Annotated in this window: 16 protein-coding genes; 2 read left to right on the top strand and 14 right to left on the bottom strand. The window is 68.8% G+C overall.

What is annotated here, in order from left to right; all coding sequences use genetic code 11:
• Positions 1-45: 45 nt before the first annotated feature.
• Both M2352_RS22725 and M2352_RS22720 read right to left on the bottom strand, forming a co-directional pair.
• On the bottom strand, positions 46-510 hold the full coding sequence (locus tag M2352_RS22725) for a carboxymuconolactone decarboxylase family protein (RefSeq protein ID WP_264666815.1): 465 nt from the start codon (positions 508-510) through the stop codon (positions 46-48).
• 4 nt (positions 511-514) lie between these two features.
• Positions 515-1,018: an Rrf2 family transcriptional regulator gene (locus M2352_RS22720; protein WP_264666814.1), complete on the bottom strand. Its 504-nt coding sequence runs from the start codon at positions 1,016-1,018 to the stop codon at positions 515-517.
• 264 nt (positions 1,019-1,282) lie between these two features.
• Between M2352_RS22720 and M2352_RS22715 the strand changes: the two genes are divergently transcribed.
• Positions 1,283-3,451 carry a malate synthase G gene (locus M2352_RS22715; RefSeq protein WP_264666813.1) on the top strand — a complete coding sequence of 723 codons (2,169 nt, stop codon included), beginning with the start codon at positions 1,283-1,285 and terminating at the stop codon, positions 3,449-3,451.
• A gap of 58 nt (positions 3,452-3,509) precedes the next feature.
• Here M2352_RS22715 and M2352_RS22710 read toward each other — a convergent pair whose 3' ends face one another.
• From M2352_RS22710 to glpD, 5 genes are all read right to left on the bottom strand, one after another.
• Entirely contained in the window at positions 3,510-4,550 is a 1,041-nt protein-coding gene (locus tag M2352_RS22710; protein ID WP_264666812.1) for a histone deacetylase family protein, read from the bottom strand.
• 92 nt (positions 4,551-4,642) lie between these two features.
• Entirely contained in the window at positions 4,643-5,863 is a 1,221-nt protein-coding gene (locus tag M2352_RS22705; RefSeq protein ID WP_264666811.1) for a pentapeptide repeat-containing protein, read from the bottom strand.
• 213 nt (positions 5,864-6,076) lie between these two features.
• Positions 6,077-7,408 carry a GH1 family beta-glucosidase gene (locus M2352_RS22700; protein WP_264666810.1) on the bottom strand — a complete coding sequence of 444 codons (1,332 nt, stop codon included), beginning with the start codon at positions 7,406-7,408 and terminating at the stop codon, positions 6,077-6,079.
• Positions 7,409-7,794: 386 nt separating this feature from the next.
• Positions 7,795-9,228: an aldehyde dehydrogenase family protein gene (locus M2352_RS22695; RefSeq protein ID WP_264666809.1), complete on the bottom strand. Its 1,434-nt coding sequence runs from the start codon at positions 9,226-9,228 to the stop codon at positions 7,795-7,797.
• Positions 9,229-9,264: 36 nt separating this feature from the next.
• Positions 9,265-10,851, bottom strand: a complete 1,587-nt coding sequence (glpD, locus tag M2352_RS22690) for a glycerol-3-phosphate dehydrogenase (RefSeq protein WP_264666808.1) — start codon at positions 10,849-10,851, stop codon at positions 9,265-9,267.
• 132 nt (positions 10,852-10,983) lie between these two features.
• Here glpD and M2352_RS22685 point away from each other — a divergent pair, with 132 nt between their 5' ends.
• A complete protein-coding gene (locus tag M2352_RS22685) occupies positions 10,984-11,667 on the top strand; it encodes an HAD family hydrolase (protein ID WP_264666807.1) in 684 nt (227 codons plus the stop codon).
• A 79-nt stretch (positions 11,668-11,746) separates the two neighbouring features.
• Here the strand turns inward: M2352_RS22685 and M2352_RS22680 are convergent, their stop codons facing one another.
• From M2352_RS22680 to M2352_RS22650, 7 genes are all read right to left on the bottom strand, one after another.
• Positions 11,747-11,959, bottom strand: a complete 213-nt coding sequence (locus M2352_RS22680) for a cold-shock protein (protein WP_264666806.1) — start codon at positions 11,957-11,959, stop codon at positions 11,747-11,749.
• 235 nt (positions 11,960-12,194) lie between these two features.
• On the bottom strand, positions 12,195-12,995 hold the full coding sequence (locus M2352_RS22675) for a hypothetical protein (RefSeq protein ID WP_264666805.1): 801 nt from the start codon (positions 12,993-12,995) through the stop codon (positions 12,195-12,197).
• A gap of 193 nt (positions 12,996-13,188) precedes the next feature.
• The gene (locus M2352_RS22670) at positions 13,189-13,848 is read right to left on the bottom strand and encodes an energy-coupling factor ABC transporter ATP-binding protein (RefSeq protein WP_264666804.1); all 660 of its coding nucleotides are present in this window, start codon (positions 13,846-13,848) and stop codon (positions 13,189-13,191) included.
• Positions 13,845-14,654, bottom strand: coding sequence for a cobalt ECF transporter T component CbiQ (cbiQ, locus tag M2352_RS22665; protein WP_264666803.1), 810 nt, complete (start codon positions 14,652-14,654; stop codon positions 13,845-13,847). The genes M2352_RS22670 and cbiQ overlap by 4 nt, the downstream gene beginning before the upstream one ends.
• The gene (locus M2352_RS22660; RefSeq protein WP_264666802.1) at positions 14,651-15,235 is read right to left on the bottom strand and encodes an Ig-like domain-containing protein; all 585 of its coding nucleotides are present in this window, start codon (positions 15,233-15,235) and stop codon (positions 14,651-14,653) included. The genes cbiQ and M2352_RS22660 overlap by 4 nt, the downstream gene beginning before the upstream one ends.
• A complete protein-coding gene (cbiM, locus tag M2352_RS22655; protein WP_264666801.1) occupies positions 15,232-15,882 on the bottom strand; it encodes a cobalt transporter CbiM in 651 nt (216 codons plus the stop codon). The genes M2352_RS22660 and cbiM overlap by 4 nt, the downstream gene beginning before the upstream one ends.
• A 7-nt stretch (positions 15,883-15,889) precedes the next feature.
• Complete coding sequence (locus M2352_RS22650) at positions 15,890-16,678, bottom strand: DUF4198 domain-containing protein (protein ID WP_264666800.1); 789 nt, start codon at positions 16,676-16,678, stop codon at positions 15,890-15,892.
• Positions 16,679-16,834: the final 156 nt, after the last annotated feature.

Raw genomic sequence — 16,834 nt, 5'->3', positions numbered from 1 at the left:
GGGATCGTTGCCCTGCACGGCAAACAGGGCTGCCCCGCCCGGCGGTCAGGCGGCCTGGGCGGACGGTTCCAGCGGGTGCGACATGCGCGCACTCACCGCCAGCCGGTTCCACACGTTGATGAGGCCGATGGCCGCGGTGATCTTGGTGATCTCCTCGTCGGAGAACTGGGCGCGCATGGCCTGGAAATCCGCGTCGGGGACGCGGGTCTGGGCGACCAGCGTCACCGCGTCGGTCCAGGCCAGCACCGCGCGCTCCTTGTCGGAATAGACGCGCGCCTCGTGCCAGGCGGGGATCAGGGTGATCCACTGCTCGCTCAGCCCGTCCTGGCGGGCGTGCTTGGCGTGCATGTCCAGGCAGAAGGTGCAGCCGTTGATGACCGACGCCCGCAGCTTGATCAGGTGGATTAGGCTGCGCGGCAGGCCGCTCTCTTCGGTGATGTAGGTGTTGAGCGCCAGCACCGCGTTGTAGGTTTCCGGCGACGCGGTGAAGGGGTTGAAACGGGTCTGCATGGGGTCATTCCTTGTGTCGGTTCCGCTCGTGATCCTTAAAAAAGGCACAGGTGCGGGTGGCGATGGCCTCGCCGGTTTCGGGGTCGATTCCGTTCAGAAGATCGGCAACGCTGACCTTGGCCAGTTCGGCGCGGTACGCCTGTTCGGCCTTCAGCATCGCCACGTTGATGGCGCACGGCGTCTTGAAGAAGCGTGCCTCCAGCGGGGCCGGCCCCCGCTGGCGGATTTCGGCGCAGCGGAAGGCCGGTTCCGGGCCTTCCACCGCCAGAACGATGTCGAGCAGCGAGATGTCGTCCGGCGCCCGCCCCAGGCGGTATCCCCCCTTGGGTCCGGGAACCGATTGCAGGATGCCGGCCGCGGCCAGCGGCTGCAGGTGTTTCAGAAGATAGCTGGTGGATACGCCGTGAAAGTCCGCGATGGCGGCGGCGGACAACAGCCCCGTGGGGCTGAGGCCGCAGAGCAAGAGGACGCTGTGGATTGCCTGTTCGACGCCGTCTCCAAGTTTCATGTCCGCCTCAAATCGTGGATATAATTTGTCGATGATTCGGGTTCCTGTCAAGGGGGATTATCGCCCGGCTTTGGCGGCGCGCACACAGCGCTCTTTTCACATTATGAAGCTGTTTTTTGTCTGACCGAATAATCGCGGGTTGTTCCGGCTTGACCCGCCTGCCCGCTTCACCGACCATGCCGGTCATTTCCGCGCTGCGCCCGGCGCTGATACCGCAAGAAAGTTGCCGCCAAGCGCGGCTGAAACCCAAAGGAACTCACGGCTATGACCACCTGGATCAAGCGCGGCGCCATCGAGATCGCCGGCCCCCTGTTCGATTTCATCGAGAACGAGGCGCTGCCCGGCACCGGCATCGAACCCGCCGCCCTGTGGGCCGGCCTGGATGCGCTGCTGCACGATCTGGCCCCGCGCAACCGGGACCTGCTGGCCAAGCGCGACGCGCTGCAGGCCACCATCGACGCCTGGCACCGCGACCGCCGCGGCACGGACATCGACCAGGGCGAGTACGAGGCGTTCCTGCGCGAGATCGGCTATCTGCTGCCGCAGGGACCGGACTTCGCCATCGAAACCACCCATGTGGACGAGGAAGTCGCCACCCTGGCCGGGCCGCAGCTCGTGGTGCCGATCACCAACGCCCGCTATGCGCTGAACGCCGCGAATGCCCGCTGGGGCAGCCTGTACGATGCGCTCTACGGCACCGACGCCATCCCCGGCACCGCCGCCGGCAAGGGCTATGACCCGGCCCGCGGGGCGCAGGTGATCGCCTGGGCGCGCGACTTCCTCGATTCCTCGGTGCCGCTGGCCGGCGCCTCCCACCGCGACGCCACCGGCTATGCGGTGGTGGATGGCGCCCTGTCGGTGACGCTGGCCAACGGCACCGCCACCGGCCTTGCCGATCCCGCCCATTTCAAGGGCTGGCAGGGCGACGCCGCCGCCCCGTCGTCGGTGCTTCTGGTGCAGAACGGCACCCACATCGACATCCGCATCGACCGGAGCCACCTGATCGGCAAGGACGATGCCGCCGGTATCGCCGACGTGGTGGTCGAGGCCGCCCTGTCCACCATTCAGGACTGCGAGGATTCGGTCGCCGCGGTGGACGCCGAGGACAAGGCGCTGGCCTACCGCAACTGGCTGGGCCTGATGAAGGGCACCCTGGAGGCCACCTTCGACAAGGGCGGCAAGGCGCTGGTCCGCACCCTGTCCCCGGACCGCACCTATCAGACCGTCAACGGCCCGGTCACGCTGCACGGCCGCAGCCTGCTGCTGGTCCGCAACGTCGGTCATCTGATGACCATCGACGCGGTGAAGCTGTCGGACGGGTCGGAAGCCCCCGAGGGCATCCTGGACGGGGTGTTCACGTCGCTGATCGCGCTGCATGACCTGAAGGGCAACGGCGGGGCCATCCGCAACAGCCGCAAGGGCTCGGTCTACATCGTGAAGCCCAAGATGCATGGGCCGGAAGAGGTGGCCTTCACCAACGAGCTGTTCGGGCGGGTGGAAGACCTGCTGGGCCTGCCGCGCTACACGCTGAAGGTCGGCATCATGGACGAGGAGCGCCGCACCACCATCAACCTGAAGGAATGCATCCGCGCCGCCAGGAACCGGGTCGTGTTCATCAACACCGGCTTCCTGGACCGCACCGGCGACGAGATCCACACCTCCATGGAAGCCGGGCCGGTGGTGCGCAAGGCGGCCATGAAGACCACCAAGTGGATCGCCGCCTACGAGGACAACAACGTGGATGTCGGCCTGCGTGCCGGGCTGAAGGGCCGCGCCCAGATCGGCAAGGGCATGTGGGCCATGCCCGACCTGATGGCCGAAATGCTGAAGGCCAAGATCGGCCACCCCAAGGCCGGGGCGAACACCGCGTGGGTGCCCTCCCCCACCGCGGCGGTGCTGCACGCCACCCACTATCACGCCGTCAACGTGGCCGCGATCCAGGACCAGCTCGCCAGCCGTCAGGCCGCCGCCCTGTCGGACATCCTGACCATCCCGCTGGCCGACCGCCCCAACTGGTCGGAAGAGGAGATCCGCCAGGAACTGGACAACAACGCCCAGGGCATCCTGGGTTACGTGGTCCGCTGGGTGGATCAGGGCGTGGGCTGCTCCAAGGTGCCGGACATCCACAACGTCGGCCTGATGGAAGACCGCGCCACGCTGCGCATCTCCAGCCAGCATCTGGCCAACTGGCTGCACCACGGCATCTGCACCGAAGCCCAGGTGATGGACACCATGAAGCGCATGGCGGTGGTGGTGGACGGCCAGAACGCCGGCGACCCCAACTACACGGCCATGGCGCCGAACTTCGATGACAGCATCGCCTTCCAGGCGGCCTGTGATCTGGTGTTCAAGGGCCGCGCGCAGCCCAACGGCTACACCGAGCCGGTGCTGCACGCCCGCCGCCGTCAGGTGAAGGCCAAGGCCGCGGCGTAACACCCGCAGCGCTTCCAATGGAAACGCCCCTCCCGGACCGGGAGGGGTGTTTTTGTTTCTACACGCCGTAGCCGGTGAGGAAGCTGTCCAGGTTGGCCGTCAGCGCGTCGATGGCGTACCCGCCTTCCTGCACCAGCACCGTGGGCAGGCCGGCGGCGGCGATCAGCCGGGCCATGTGGGCGAACCCCGGCGTGGTCACCCCGAACGCCGCCAGGGGATCGTCGGCAAAGGTGTCGAAGCCCAGCGACACGAACAGCATGGCCGGATCGAAGCGGGCGATGGCGCGCAGGCCGTCGGCAATGGCCGTCAGCACCGCGTCCTCACCGCTGCCCACCGGCAGCGGCAGGTTGAGGGTGTAACCCTCCCCCCGGCCCTCGCCCCGCTCCTGGGCATAGCCGGCCATGTGGGGGTAGAAGGTGGCCGGGTCGGCGTGGACCGACACGAAGAACACGTCGTCGCGGTCATAAAAGATGTCCTGCGTGCCGTTGCCGTGGTGCAGGTCCACATCGAGAATGGCGATGCGCGCCGGGCGCCCCTGCTGCGCCAAGAGCGGCAGCGCCGATTGCGCGGCGATCGCCACATGGTTCAGGTAGCAGAAGCCACCGGCCTGATCGCGGGTGGCGTGGTGCCCCGGCGGACGGCAGAGGGCATAGGCGCTGCCGTCATCCCCCTGGGCCACCAGCCGGGCGGCGTGAATGGCGGCGTTGGCGGCGGCGCGGGCGGCGGTCCAGGTGCCGGCCCCGATGGGGGCGGCGGTGTCGAACACGTGCCAGCCGGTCTGTCCCACCACGCCCGTGGGATACGACGGGGTGCGCTGCATCCGCGACACGTTGGGCAGCACCACGTCGCCCATGTCACCGGCGGCGGTCCAGCGGGCGTGCGCGGTTTCCAGATAGGCCAGGTAAGCGGGAGTGTGCACCGCGGCCAACGGGCCGTACCCGTAATCGCCGGGCCGGATCAGCTCATGACCGCGCCGGGTGATGACGGTGGCCAGGGCGTCCATCCGCTCCGGCTTTTCCGGCAGGCTGCGCAGCAGGCCGCGGTTGAAATAGGTGGCGGGCTGATGCAGAACGGCGTCGGGGTGGTAGACGAACTTCATCGCAGGGGATTCTTCTCGCTGGGATGCGGAGGCGGTCATTGTGACCGAAGGATTCCGCCAGCGTCAAACCCGTGACGGTTGCGTGCGGAGCACTACAGCGCCACGATTCCCGCAGCGTCCACCCCCTCGCCGCTGCCCCCCAGGACACCGCGGAGCGCACCGGAGGTCAGGGCTCGGGACAGGTCCACCGCAGTCTCGTTGCAGCCGCGCAGATCGGCCGAACTCAGGTTGGCGGCGGTGAAATCGGCCCGGTCCAGCCGGGCGGCGGTCAGCCGCGCGCTGCGCAGGTCGGCGTTGCGGAACACCGCCCCCGACAGGTTCGACGGCCACGACCGCCCGGTGGGGGAACCGTCGGTGCTGTACAGCTCCAGCGCACCCAGATCCACGCCGGTGGCGAACACCCCGTCCAGCACCGCCCCTTCCAGGTTGGCACCGCACATGATGGCGCTGTCCAGACGCGCGCCCTTCAGGCTGGCCCCGGTCAGGTCGGCGAAGGCGAAATAGGCGTTCGACAGGATGGCGTTGTCCAGCCGCGCGCCGGCAAACAGCGCCCCGTTGAAATCGCAGGCCGACAGATCCAGGCCGCCGAGGTCGGCGCCCGTGAAATCCGCGCGCAACCCCCGTTTCCCCCCGGAATTCACCCACAGGCTGTGAGCATCCAGCAGCTTGCGGATGTCGCCGGGGATGGTGTCGGCGTCCTTGTGGTAGATGGCCCCGGCCAGATGGGCCCCGCCCAGATCGGCCTTGGACAGGTCCACGTTACGCAGCACCGCCTCGCGCAGGTCGGCGTTGCGCAGGCAGCAGCTTTCCATCCCCACCCCGCTCAGCACCGCCCGTTTCAGCTTGGCGCCGGTGAAGTTCGCCTCCGACAGGTCGGCACCCGACAGGTTGGCGGCATAGAGGTTGGCCCCGGAGAAATCCCCCCGCGCCATGGACGACAGGGTGAGGTCGGCATGGGCCAGATCGGCACCGTTGAAGCTCACCCCGTCCAGGCTGGCGTCGCGCAGCGTGGTGCGGTTCTTGACGATCACCTCTTCGTCGGGTGTGCCCTGGTTGATGGTGATGATGTGGCCGGGGCGCAGGTCGGCGCCGGTGAAATCCGCCCCCCGCAGGTTCGCCTTGTAGAAATTCGCCCCCCGCAGGTCGGCGCGGATGAACCGCGACCCCAGCAGCGAGGTGCGGCAGAAATTCGCCCCGAACAGGTCGGCCATGGCGAAGCCCACATCCTCCAGATGCGCGTCGGAGAAATCCGCCTGGGTCAGCACCGCCGATTGAAGATCAAATCCCTTGATCGAGATTTTCGACAAATCCAATGATTTCGCCGTCAGCCGAACACCGCCCGGTTTCCCGGTCACAAACAAGGCATGGTTGCGCACGAGCTTGAGGAAAGACAACATTCGTGCATTTTGAGGCTGAGTACGGCGCATCACTTCTCAGCATTTCTTAGGGACATTCGCTGAATCTTCCTGTCTCCCGTACGGAACTTCAATATTAAAATCGGTTAAACAATAATAAGATCAAAAATATTAGAATTTTTGATTGTGCCGGATCAGGTCGGCATACCAGCGCGCGGACGCCTTGGGCGTGCGTTTCAGGGTCTGGAAATCCACATGCACGATGCCGAAACGGTTGCCGTAGCCGCTGCCCCATTCGAAATTGTCCAGCAGCGACCACAGGAAATAGCCCCGCACATCGGCGCCTGCGGCCATGGCTTCGCGCATTTTGGCGTGATACAGCGTCAAATAGGCGATGCGGTGGGGATCGTTCACCGCCCCGTTTTCATCCGGGGTGTCGCTGCCGCCACACCCGTTCTCGGTGATGACGATGGGGGTGCGGTAGCGGCGGGTGATGGTCAGCAGCTCGTCGCGGAACGCATCGGGGAACACTGCCCAGCCCACACCATAGGTGGGCGAGTCCGCCGGGGCATCCCCCCACCCATAGCGCCAAACCCGCGACTCGTCCACACGGGCGAAGATGGGGCCGTAGTGGTTGAGCCCGAACCAGTCCACCGGACGGCAGATGCGTGCCATGTCGCCGGCCTGCACATGGGGCTCGATGGCGTCCGCCGTGCGGGGCGGGTAATGGCCCAGGAACTGCGGGTCGCAGAACACCAGATTCCAATGCTCGTCCAGCAGGGCGGCGGCCTCGGCGTTGGCCGGGTCGTTGTGTTCGGGGATCACCGCCTGACGGTTGTGGACGGCGCCGATGGAGGCACCGGGCACCAGATCGCGCACCACGTCCACCCCGGCCCCATGGGCCAGATTGACGTGGTGGATCGCCTTCAGATGCGCCGCCCGGTCGGTGATGCCGGGGGCGGCCCACGGGATGGCGTAGCCGAACAGGGTGAAGACGGAGAATTCGTTGAAGGTGATCCAGCGCTTCACCCGGTCGCCGAAGCGGCGGGCCACCACCGCGGCGTAATCGGCGTACCACCCGGCGCAATCGCGGTTGGCCCAGCCGCCCAGGTCGTCCAGCGCCTGCGGCAGATCCCAGTGGTAGAGGCACAGCCACGGCTCGATGCCCGCCTCCAGCACCCCGTCGATCAGCCGGTCGTAGAAATCCAGCCCCGGCTGGTTGACCGCCCCCCGCCCCCGCGGCAGCACCCGCGGCCACGCCACCGAAAAGCGGTAGGCCCCGACACCGATGTCCCGCATCAGCGCCACGTCCTCCGCCCAGCGGTGATAGTGGTCGCAGGCGATATCACCGGTGTCGCCGTTCCACACCCCGCCCCGGGTGCGGCAACGGGTGTCCCAGATGCTGGCGCCCCGCCCGTCCTCGGCCACCGCCCCCTCGATCTGATAGGCGGAGGTGGACACGCCCCAGACGAAATCACGGGACAGCGGGGCGGCATCGGTCATGGCGGCATCCGTCGGCAAGGAAGGGGGGCCGACATTACCACATCGCCGTACGGGAAGGAAAAGCACCCCGGCGCGAGACACGGTGCCGCAAGGCCGCGCCATTGCACACACTCGCATTCATGCACGCGCCACGGCAGTGTTTCTCTACCGGTGCGGCAGGGGGAGGACAGGCCTCCCCCCGCCGGCGTAGGAGTGATTGAGGATGACCAAATTACGAAAGATCCTCGAACTCCTGGCCCTGATCCTGAAGATCATCAAGCTACTGCTTGAGCTTCTGGATCGTTAGGCCGGAGAGGGGGAGAGGTGTACGGCCTCTTCCCCGCTCCGCCCTTATTATAGGGAACCACAGCCCCTCTCACAAGGCCGCCGTGTGCCCGTGGCCGGACTTACACCTCGCTGCCCATGATGGCCTTGGTCTCCAGGAATTCTTCGAACCCGGCCTCGCCCCATTCGCGGCCCAGGCCCGACTGCTTGTAGCCGCCGAAGGGGGCGGACAGGTCGCCCGAGGCGCCGTTCAGATGCACCATGCCGGTGCGCAGGCGCCGGGCCACCGCGCGGGCCTCGTCCACCGTGGCGGCGGTGACGTAGCCGGACAGGCCGTAGGGGCTGGCGTTGGCCCGCTCGACCGCCTCGTCCACCGTGTCGTAGGGCAGGATCGACAGCACCGGGCCGAAGACCTCCTCCTGCGCGATGGTCATGTGGTCTTCCACGCCGCTGAACACGGTGGGCTGCACGAAATAGCCGGCGTCCAGCCCGGCGGGCCGGTCCACGCCGCCGCACAGCAGCCGCGCGCCCTCGTCGATGCCGGTCTGGATCAAATGGCGCACCCGTTCGAACTGGCGGCGGTTGGCGATCGGCCCCATGGTGGTGCCGTCGGCCCGCGGGTCGCCGGTCACGATGCGGGCGCAGGCCTCCACCGCCGCCCGCTCCGCCTCGGCCAGCCGGTCACGGGGCACGAACAGGCGGGAGGGGGCGTTGCAGCTCTGCCCGGTGTTGGACATCATGTTCCGCGCACCGCGGGCGGCGGCCTTGGCGATGTCGGCGCTGGGGCACAGGATGTTGGCGGATTTGCCGCCCAGTTCCAGCGACACCTTCTTGATGCTGTCGGCGGCGGCGTGGGAGACGGAGGCGCCGGCCCGCGTGGAGCCGGTCAGCGACACCATGTCCACCCGCGGGTCCGAGGCCAGTTTCGGCCCGATGGCCGCCCCGTCGCCGTAGAGCATGTTGAACACGCCCGCCGGCACGCCGGCCTCGTGCAGGATCTCGGTGAACAGGCGGGCGGAGTGGGGGGCGAACTCGCTGGGCTTCAGCACCATGGTGCAGCCGGCGGCCAGCGCCGGGGCCACCTTGCAGGCGATCTGGTTGATCGGCCAGTTCCACGGGGTGATGAGCGTGCACACGCCGATGGGCTCGCGCACGATGCGGGTGGTGCCGCGCACGCGCTCGAACGGAAACTCCCGCGCCACGGCGATGGCGGTCTGCAGGTGCGCCAGCCCCAGCCGCGCCTGCGACGGGCGGGACAGGGCCTGCAGCGGCGCGCCCATGTCCAGCGTGATGGCCTGCGCCATCTCCTCCTGCCGCTTTTCATAGACGGCGGCGATGGCCTCCAGCAGTTCGATGCGCTCGGCCACCGTGGTGGCGGCAAAGGCCGGGAAGGCGGCATGGGCCGCGGCGATGGCGGCGTCGGCGTCCTGGTCCCCGCCCAGGGCCACGCGGCCCGTCACCTGCTCGGTCGCCGGGTCGATGGCATCGACCACCGCGGCGGTGCCGGCGGGCTTGCGCCAGTCACCGCCGATGTAGAAATCCAGACAATCCATCATCCCTTGTTCCTCCTGCCGCCTGGGCGGCCTCCCTTTTTATGAATCCGTTGATGTCACGAGGCGGGACGGCGCGCAACATTCCTCGCCCGCCGTCCCGTTCCGCCGGGCGAACCACGCCGCCACCGCCCCGCGGGCGCCGGCGTCCAGGTGCAGCCCCAGCCGCGAGCGGCGCCATAGGAAATCGTCGCCGCTGCAGGCGAATTCCTGATCGGCGGCATAGCGCAACTCCGCCTCCGTCACCCCGCCGCCGAGGTCGGCGCCAAGGCCGTCCAGGCCGGCAGCGCCGCCGATGATCCGCTCCATGCGGGTGCCGTAGGAACCGGCGAGCCGCCGGCCCAGGGCCGGGGGCAGCCACGGCCAGCGGGCCTGCGCCTGCGCGGCGAAACAGGCAAAATCCGCCCCGGCCATGTCACCCCCCGGCAGCGGCGCCCCGGCGGTCCAAGGCCCGGCCCGGCAGCCCAGCAAGGGGCCGAGCCGGCCCACCGCCTCTTCCGCCAGCCGGCGGAAGGTGGTGATCTTGCCGCCGAACACCGACAGCAGCGGCGCCCCGCCCTTGGCATCCAGATCCAGCACGTAATCACGGGTGACGGCAGCGGCAGTGCCGTGGCTGTGGTCGTCAAACAGGGGCCGCACGCCGCTGTAGCTCCACACCACGTCCGCCGGGGTGACGGGCCGGGCAAACCAGCGCGACACCGCCCGGCACAGATACGCCGTCTCCTGCGCACTGATGGCCGCCGCCGCCGGGTCGCCCGTGTAATCCACATCCGTGGTGCCGATCAGGGTGAAGCACCCCTCGTAGGGGATGGCGAAGACGATGCGGCGGTCGTCGTTCTGAACGATATAGGCGTGCTCCCCGTCGAACAGCCGCGGCACCACGATGTGGCTGCCCTTGACCAAGCGCACCGCCTTGGCGCTGGCCTGGTTCAGCCGGGTGCGGACCACCGCCTCCACCCACGGGCCGGTGGCGTTCACCAGGGCGCGGGCCTCCACCACCCGCAGCGCGCCATCGGCCAGGAGGCGCAGATGCGCCCGCCACACGCCCCCCGCCCGCTCCGCCCGTTCCAGCCGGGTGCGGGTCAGGACGGCGGCCCCCCGTTCCCGCGCGTCCAGGGCGTTCAGCACCACCAGCCGGCTGTCCTCCACCCAGCAGTCGGAATAGACGAAGCCGCGGGCGATGCCGGGCCGCAACGGCGCCCCCAGGGGGCCGCCGCGCAGATCCGCCCCCGCCGATCCCGGCAGCCGTTCCCGCCGCCCCAGATGGTCATAAAGGAACAGCCCCAGCCGCACCAGCCACGCCGGGCGCATGGACGGGTCGTGGGGCAGGACGAAGCGCAGGGGGCGGATGATGTGCGGGGCGGCGCGCAACAGCACTTCCCGCTCCCGCAGGGCCTCGCGCACCAGACGGAATTCGTAATATTCCAGATAGCGCAGGCCGCCATGGATCAGCTTGGTGCTGGCCGAGGAGGTGGCGCCGGCCAGATCCCCCTGTTCGCACAGCAGCACCGACAGGCCGCGCCCGGCGGCGTCACGGGCGATGCCGGCCCCGTTGATCCCGCCCCCCACCACCAGAAGATCCACCGGCGGCAGGGTGGCCGGCAATCCGTCAGAGGCCGCATCGGGCATCGTCCATTCCCTTCCGCCATCCATCACTCGGGTGATAGATGGTGACGCGCCGGAGACTTGTCCGCAGGGGCGGAACCCCGGCCTGCGCATTTTGTTGCCCGCCCATGACGAAAACATGGGGAAGGAACGGACATGAGCCGGGCAGTGATCTTCGACGTCGATGGAACGCTGGTGGATTCGGTCGATGCCCACGCCGACAGTTGGACCAGAACCTTCCTGCATTTCGGCCATCCGGTGGACCGTGCCGCCGTGCGGGCGCAGATCGGCAAGGGCGGCGACCAGTTGATTCCCGTCTTCGTGCCGCTGGAGACCGCGGAGCGGTACGGGGCGGATATGGAAACCTACCGCGCCGGCCTGTTCCGGCGGGAATACCTGCCTCATCTGCGGGGCTTTCCCGCGGTGCCGGAGCTGTTCCGCCGCCTCCGCGCCGACGGGCGGCGCATCGCGCTCGCCACTTCGGCAAAAAAGGAGGAATTGGCCGATTACCGCCGCATCGCCGGCATCGACGGGCTGGTGGATGCCGAGGTGTCGTCCGACGACGCGGATCATTCAAAACCCTGCCCCGACATCTTCCTGGCCGCCCTGGAGCGTCTGGGGATGAGAGCGGACGCGGCGGTGGCGGTGGGCGATTCGCCCTGGGACGCCCAGGCGGCGGCACGGGCCGGTCTGTCCGCCATCGGGTTGCTGTGCGGCGGTTTTCCCCGCGAAACGCTGGTCCGGGCCGGGTGCGTGGCGCTGTACGACACCCCCGCCGCCCTGTTGGATCAGTACGACGGCAGCCCCATCACCGGGCCGGACGAGCGGCAGATAAGCTGACCCCCAAACACAAAGCCCCAAACGCAAAGGAGGCGCCCGTTTCCGGGCGCCTCCCCATCTGCCGAAGGTCCGCGAAGGATCAGCGAACCGCCTTCAGGTTTTCGGCCGAGGTCTTGCCGCGCTTGGGGTCGCGCTGCTCTTCATAGGAAATCTTCTGCCCGTCGGTCAGGCCACGCAGCCCGGCGCGCTCAACGGCGGAGATGTGGACGAACACATCCGGCCCGCCGGCGTCCGGCTGAATGAAACCATAACCCTTGGTGCTGTTGAACCATTTGACAGTGCCCACCGGCATACTGTCCTCCATCGTAGAAAGTGGCATCGCCCCAGATGAACGACGCATCAGACTGAGTCCCAAAAGTGCAACAGACAGGAACCCGAAGGCGCGCCAGCACGACGGTCGAATCAGAATGACGATCCAGAAATAAGGAGCTGGGTGAGAAGTTCAAGAGATGATTTTCCCTCCGCCCGTTTTTTTTGGCAGGCGCCTCTTTTTATGGGGTCTTCAAACGGTTTTTATGACAAAATTGTCAGGCAGCCGCCGGTTCGGCCCCACCGGGGGCCAGCTTGCGGCGCAGCGTATCCATGAACCACGACAGCAGCGACGGTTTTTCCTCCACCGTGTCGGCACGGCGGGCGGGGATCTGTGCGGTGCCGGCCGCCGCACCGCTCTGAGCCGCGGCGGCATCGGTGGCGTCCGCCGTGACGGGGACCGCCGTGGTGGCCGCTGCGGTCTTCTCGGTTCCCGCGGTCTTGTCGGCGGCGGCCGCCGCGTTCAGGGCATTGACCGCCATGCTGCTGAGCCGCACCAGCACACCGGTATCGGAGCTGATGAGCTGGTCGATGCCGATCCCCGCCTTCGCCATCTTGTCCGTCAGCCCGGCCCGTTCCAGATCCGCCGACAGCTTGGTCCGCGCGGCGGCGTACTCACCGCGCAGCGTGTCCAGCCGGGCCGCATCCGCATTGGGATCGGCCTCCATGGCGCCGATCTCCTTGCCCAGCGACGCCACTTCCCGCATGCCCTTCGCCGCATCCCGCACCCGCGGCGGCATGTTCTGGATCTGCGCCACCCCGTCCATGGTCAAAAGCCCGTTGGCGTCGCGGAAGGCGCGCAGGGGGTCGCTGGCATCGGGGCGCCGCGCCGCCTCGTCCATCAGGGCCTGGGCCGTGGAGCTGATCGACACCTTGTCCGCCACCGCCAGCGGGCCGGCGGCATTGGCGTTCGACGGCAGCTTGGCCGCCGCGTTCATGGCCGAGCGGTATGTGGCGATGGCCGCGACGCTGCGGGAGGATGGGCCGGAAACATGGTTGGCGCGGCTGTCGATCTGCATGGCGGGACACTCGTTCTGCCAACGCCGGAGATGGCGGGCGGCTGGGGCGGATGCTGGAGCAAAGCAAACGCCGGGCCAATTTTCCGTTCCGCCAAAATGCTTTATAAATCAACCAGATGATACGGCAGACAAAAGGGGTGTGAAGATTCTGCCCGGCAGGAATCGGCCGGCGGACCGCTTTTGCCGTGCCGGGTCACGGCTCCGCAGCCAGGCGTCCGCGCTCCAGCCGCACCCGCCGGGTCGCCAGCCGGCGCAGGAAGGCATCGTCGTGGGAGATGATCACCTTGGCCTGGGGCAAGCCGGCCAGAATGGACGTCAGCCGCTCCTGGGTCTCGGCGTCGAGCGCGTTGGTGGGTTCGTCCAGCAGCAGCACCTCGGGCTCCATGGCCAGCACCGCGGCCAAGGCGGCCAACCGCTTCTGCCCACCCGACAGGGTGTGGGTCACCCGCCCGCCGAACCCGGCAAGACCAAGGGATTCCAAGGTGTTTTCGGCGATCCGCCGCGCATGTTCCGGGGATTTGCCAAGGTTGAGGGGGCCGAAGGCCACATCCTCCGCCACCGTGGGACAGAAAAGCTGGTCGTCGGAATCCTGGAACAGCAGCCCGGCCCGCGCCCGCACGGCGTGAAAGTCCCGCTCCCGCCGCCGCACCGCGCCGAAGGCTTCGATGGTGCCGGCGCTGGGGCGCAACAGCCCGGCCATCAGGTGGAACAGCGTGGTCTTGCCCGCCCCGTTGGGGCCGGTCAGAGCGACGGTTTCCCCCGGCCACAGGGAAAAATCCGCCCTCTCCAGCACCGGGGCCTGCCGGTCATAGGCAAAAGTGATCCCGGTCAGACGGAACAGCGGCGCGTTCACCACAGCCGGTCCGCCACGGCCAGCGCCATCATCGCCACGGCACCGGCCAGGGCCATGGCCCGGTCCCGCCCGGTCAGGGGCCGGCCGTCGGCCAAGGCGGGAAAACGCCCGGTGAAGCCGCGGCAGCGCATGGCGGCGGCGATACGCTCCGACCGTTCCAGGCTGCGCACCATCAGCATGCCGAACAGCCAGCCCATGCTGCGCCACGTGTGGCGATTGGCCCCGGCACGAAACCCCCGCGCCCGCATGGCGGTGCGCAGGCGGCGGTATTCCCGGTTCAGCACATCCAGATAGCGCACGGTGAACAGCAGCAGATGGACCAGCGTGTCCGGCGCCCCCAGCCGCGCCAGCGTGCGGCCCAGCCGTACCGGCCCCAGGGCACCCGCCAGCGCCAGGGTCATCAGCATGACCGCGTTGGCCTTCACCAGGATCACCAGCGCCTGCTGCGTACCGGCGTGGGACAGGGGCGCAAGATCCACCCCGGCCAGGGTCAGCGGCGCTCCCGGCACGGTGAAGGGCAGCGAGGCCAGGGCCAGCACCATGAACCCGTCCATGGCCAGCAGCCGGCGCAGGGTGGTTCGCGCCGGCAGCCGCGCCGCCACCGCCGCCGCCACGGCCAGCCCCAGGGCCGGCAGCAGCACGGGCAGCGCGTGCAGCGCCACCACCGTCACCGCGAACAGCGCCGCACCCACCACCCGCAGCCGCGGGTCCGGTCCCGCGGGGGCGGCATCCCACGCGGGGCCGAGGGAGGTGCCGCCGTCCAACAGGGTGCGGCCATCGGTGCAGGTGTCGGCAACCGCGGTCATGAGCGCCGTCCTCGTCCACGGGTCAATCCAAAGGCCAGCCCGGCCAGCCCGATGATGGTGCCGATGCCCCCGGCCACGTCGTGCCAGCGCACCTGATCCTGATAGGCGTCGAGCTGTTCGCGCAAGGGGCGCACCTGCCGTGCCACCGCCGCCTCGATCATCGCCTGCATCTCGGCGGAGGGTGCCGGAGCCGGCGTGAATACGGCGGCCGGGGCCGGTGCTGCGGACGCCTCATTCCCCTCCCCGCCCGGCAGGCCGGGGGGAAGGTCGGCAGCGGGCAGCGTGGCCTGGGCCTGATGGCCGTCGCCGCCGTCCACGGTCAAGGTGTGATCCACCCGCCGGGCGGCGGTGAAACGGAAGGTTCCGTCCGCCGCGGTGGCGCCGGTGAACAGCACTGTGCCGTCGGGGCCGGTGACGGTCAGCGCCGCCCCCTGCGCCCGGTCGCCGCCGCTGAAATAGGCATAGCCGGAGACCTCCGCCCCGTCCGCCGCGGCAAAGACCTTCAGCTTGTGGGCCAGAGCCGGCGCCGCCGTCAGGCTCAGCGCGGCGGCCAGGACCACGGCGGTGTGGTGCGGGGTCATGGCGCCCCCTCCCCTTCGTCCTCATCGCTGTGGGGGGCGGGATCGTCCAGCACCGCCGGCTTGACCCGCAGCACCAGCCCGACGGCGGCGGCGGTGAAGGCCCCCTCGATCACCAGCACCGGCAGGTGGGTCAGCACCACCAGATGGGCGGCGGTCAGGAACTCCCGCCCCGACAGGGCCAGGGATGCCGCCACCGCCAGCCCGGTCAGCAGCACGCCGCCGGCCCCCGCCGCACCCGCCGCGGCCACCGCCACGCGGGTGTCGCCGGGAAAGGCCCGCCGCACCCGGCGGAACGCCAGGCCGCACAGCACCGCCGGCACCGCCATGTTCATGATGTTGACGCCCAGCACCACCAGCCCGCCGAACCCGAACAGCACCGCCTGCAGCAGCAGCGCCACCAGAATGGCGGGAAAGGCCGCCCACCCCAGCGCCACCCCCGTCAGCCCGTTGAGGATCAGGTGGACGCTGGACGGCCCGACCGGGAAATGCACCAGCGACGCCACGAAGAACACCGCCGACAGCATCCCCACCTGGGGGATGCGGTCGGGGTGCAGACGTTTCAGCCCATAGGCGCAGCCCGCCACGCTGACCGCGATGCCCGCGGCCAGGACCGGCATGGACAGGACGCCATCGGGAATGTGGGCCATGGGCGGGTTACTTCTTCATGTCCGTGACCTTCACCCACATCAGCCCGCCCAGTTCCACCGCGGCGGGGGTGCCGTCGGGCGCGTTCATGGGCGTCTCGCCGTCCACCAGGGCGGCGAAGCCCCACCAGCCGGCCCGCGGCATGGCAAAGGCGAACTGGCCGCCGGCATCGGCCTTGATGACCTGGGTCACGAAGGGGTCGGCGGGGGCGGTGACGGAACCGTCGTTGGCCCATTCCACCTCCACCTCGGCGAAGGGAACGGGGGCGCCGTTGTGGCGGACGATGCCGCGGAACAGCGATCCGGTCCACAGCCCATAGGGGCGGACCAGCGGCTCGATCTCCACCGGCAACCCGACCAGCGCGTCCCAGCCCTTGCCCGCGCCGACGTCCACCACGGTCTTGGTGTAATGGATGATGTGCTTCTTTTCCGCCGGCTCCCAATAAGGGGCGGGTTCGACGAAGAACACGTAATCCGCCGGTTCCCCCACCTTGTGGGTGGCGGAATAGGCCGCCTTGCCCTTCACCTCGCGCCGCACCAGGGTGGAGGTGAGATCGGTGGTCTTGCCGCCCGCCAGCACGCCGAAACGCACGGGCGCGCCCATGGCCATCACCGGCCCCCGTTCCATGGGATGGGTGAACACCAGCTCAAGCCTGACCTCGCGGCTGCCGGTGTCGGGCACGATGTCGGTGGACGGCAGCAACTCCTGAAAATGCGCCGCTGCCGGCTGCGGGGCCAGGGCTGCGGCCAGCGCCAGGACCAGAGCCGCCGCGGTGGGGGCAAGGGAGGAACGGGGCATAGGCGGCCTTCTTCGATCATTGACGACACAAACCTTCATACGATTCTGAAAATTTTCATATCGGCCGTGGCGGGTCAAGCGGCTTGAACGCCGCAGACAGGGCACGCCCCGCAACGAATCCTGCGGCCCGTCACAAAGAAACCCAGAAAAACAGTT

This window comes from Azospirillum fermentarium (assembly GCF_025961205.1).
Taxonomy (GTDB): domain Bacteria; phylum Pseudomonadota; class Alphaproteobacteria; order Azospirillales; family Azospirillaceae; genus Azospirillum; species Azospirillum fermentarium.
The sequence above is the reverse complement of the archived record's forward strand: the minus strand, read 5'-3'. Positions and strand labels throughout refer to the sequence as shown.

What these genes read in the sequence shown, in the direction of transcription:
- M2352_RS22725 (WP_264666815.1), bottom strand. Translation starts at nt 510, where the DNA reads ATGCAGACCCGTTTCAACCCCTTCACCGCGTCGCCGGAAACCTACAAC.
- M2352_RS22720 (WP_264666814.1), bottom strand. Translation starts at nt 1,018, where the DNA reads ATGAAACTTGGAGACGGCGTCGAACAGGCAATCCACAGCGTCCTCTTG.
- M2352_RS22715 (WP_264666813.1), top strand. Translation starts at nt 1,283, where the DNA reads ATGACCACCTGGATCAAGCGCGGCGCCATCGAGATCGCCGGCCCCCTG.
- M2352_RS22710 (WP_264666812.1), bottom strand. Translation starts at nt 4,550, where the DNA reads ATGAAGTTCGTCTACCACCCCGACGCCGTTCTGCATCAGCCCGCCACC.
- M2352_RS22700 (WP_264666810.1), bottom strand. Translation starts at nt 7,408, where the DNA reads ATGACCGATGCCGCCCCGCTGTCCCGTGATTTCGTCTGGGGCGTGTCC.
- M2352_RS22695 (WP_264666809.1), bottom strand. Translation starts at nt 9,228, where the DNA reads ATGATGGATTGTCTGGATTTCTACATCGGCGGTGACTGGCGCAAGCCC.
- glpD (WP_264666808.1), bottom strand. Translation starts at nt 10,851, where the DNA reads ATGCCCGATGCGGCCTCTGACGGATTGCCGGCCACCCTGCCGCCGGTG.
- M2352_RS22685 (WP_264666807.1), top strand. Translation starts at nt 10,984, where the DNA reads ATGAGCCGGGCAGTGATCTTCGACGTCGATGGAACGCTGGTGGATTCG.
- M2352_RS22680 (WP_264666806.1), bottom strand. Translation starts at nt 11,959, where the DNA reads ATGCCGGTGGGCACTGTCAAATGGTTCAACAGCACCAAGGGTTATGGT.
- M2352_RS22675 (WP_264666805.1), bottom strand. Translation starts at nt 12,995, where the DNA reads ATGCAGATCGACAGCCGCGCCAACCATGTTTCCGGCCCATCCTCCCGC.
- cbiQ (WP_264666803.1), bottom strand. Translation starts at nt 14,654, where the DNA reads ATGACCGCGGTTGCCGACACCTGCACCGATGGCCGCACCCTGTTGGAC.
- M2352_RS22660 (WP_264666802.1), bottom strand. Translation starts at nt 15,235, where the DNA reads ATGACCCCGCACCACACCGCCGTGGTCCTGGCCGCCGCGCTGAGCCTG.
- cbiM (WP_264666801.1), bottom strand. Translation starts at nt 15,882, where the DNA reads ATGGCCCACATTCCCGATGGCGTCCTGTCCATGCCGGTCCTGGCCGCG.
- M2352_RS22650 (WP_264666800.1), bottom strand. Translation starts at nt 16,678, where the DNA reads ATGCCCCGTTCCTCCCTTGCCCCCACCGCGGCGGCTCTGGTCCTGGCG.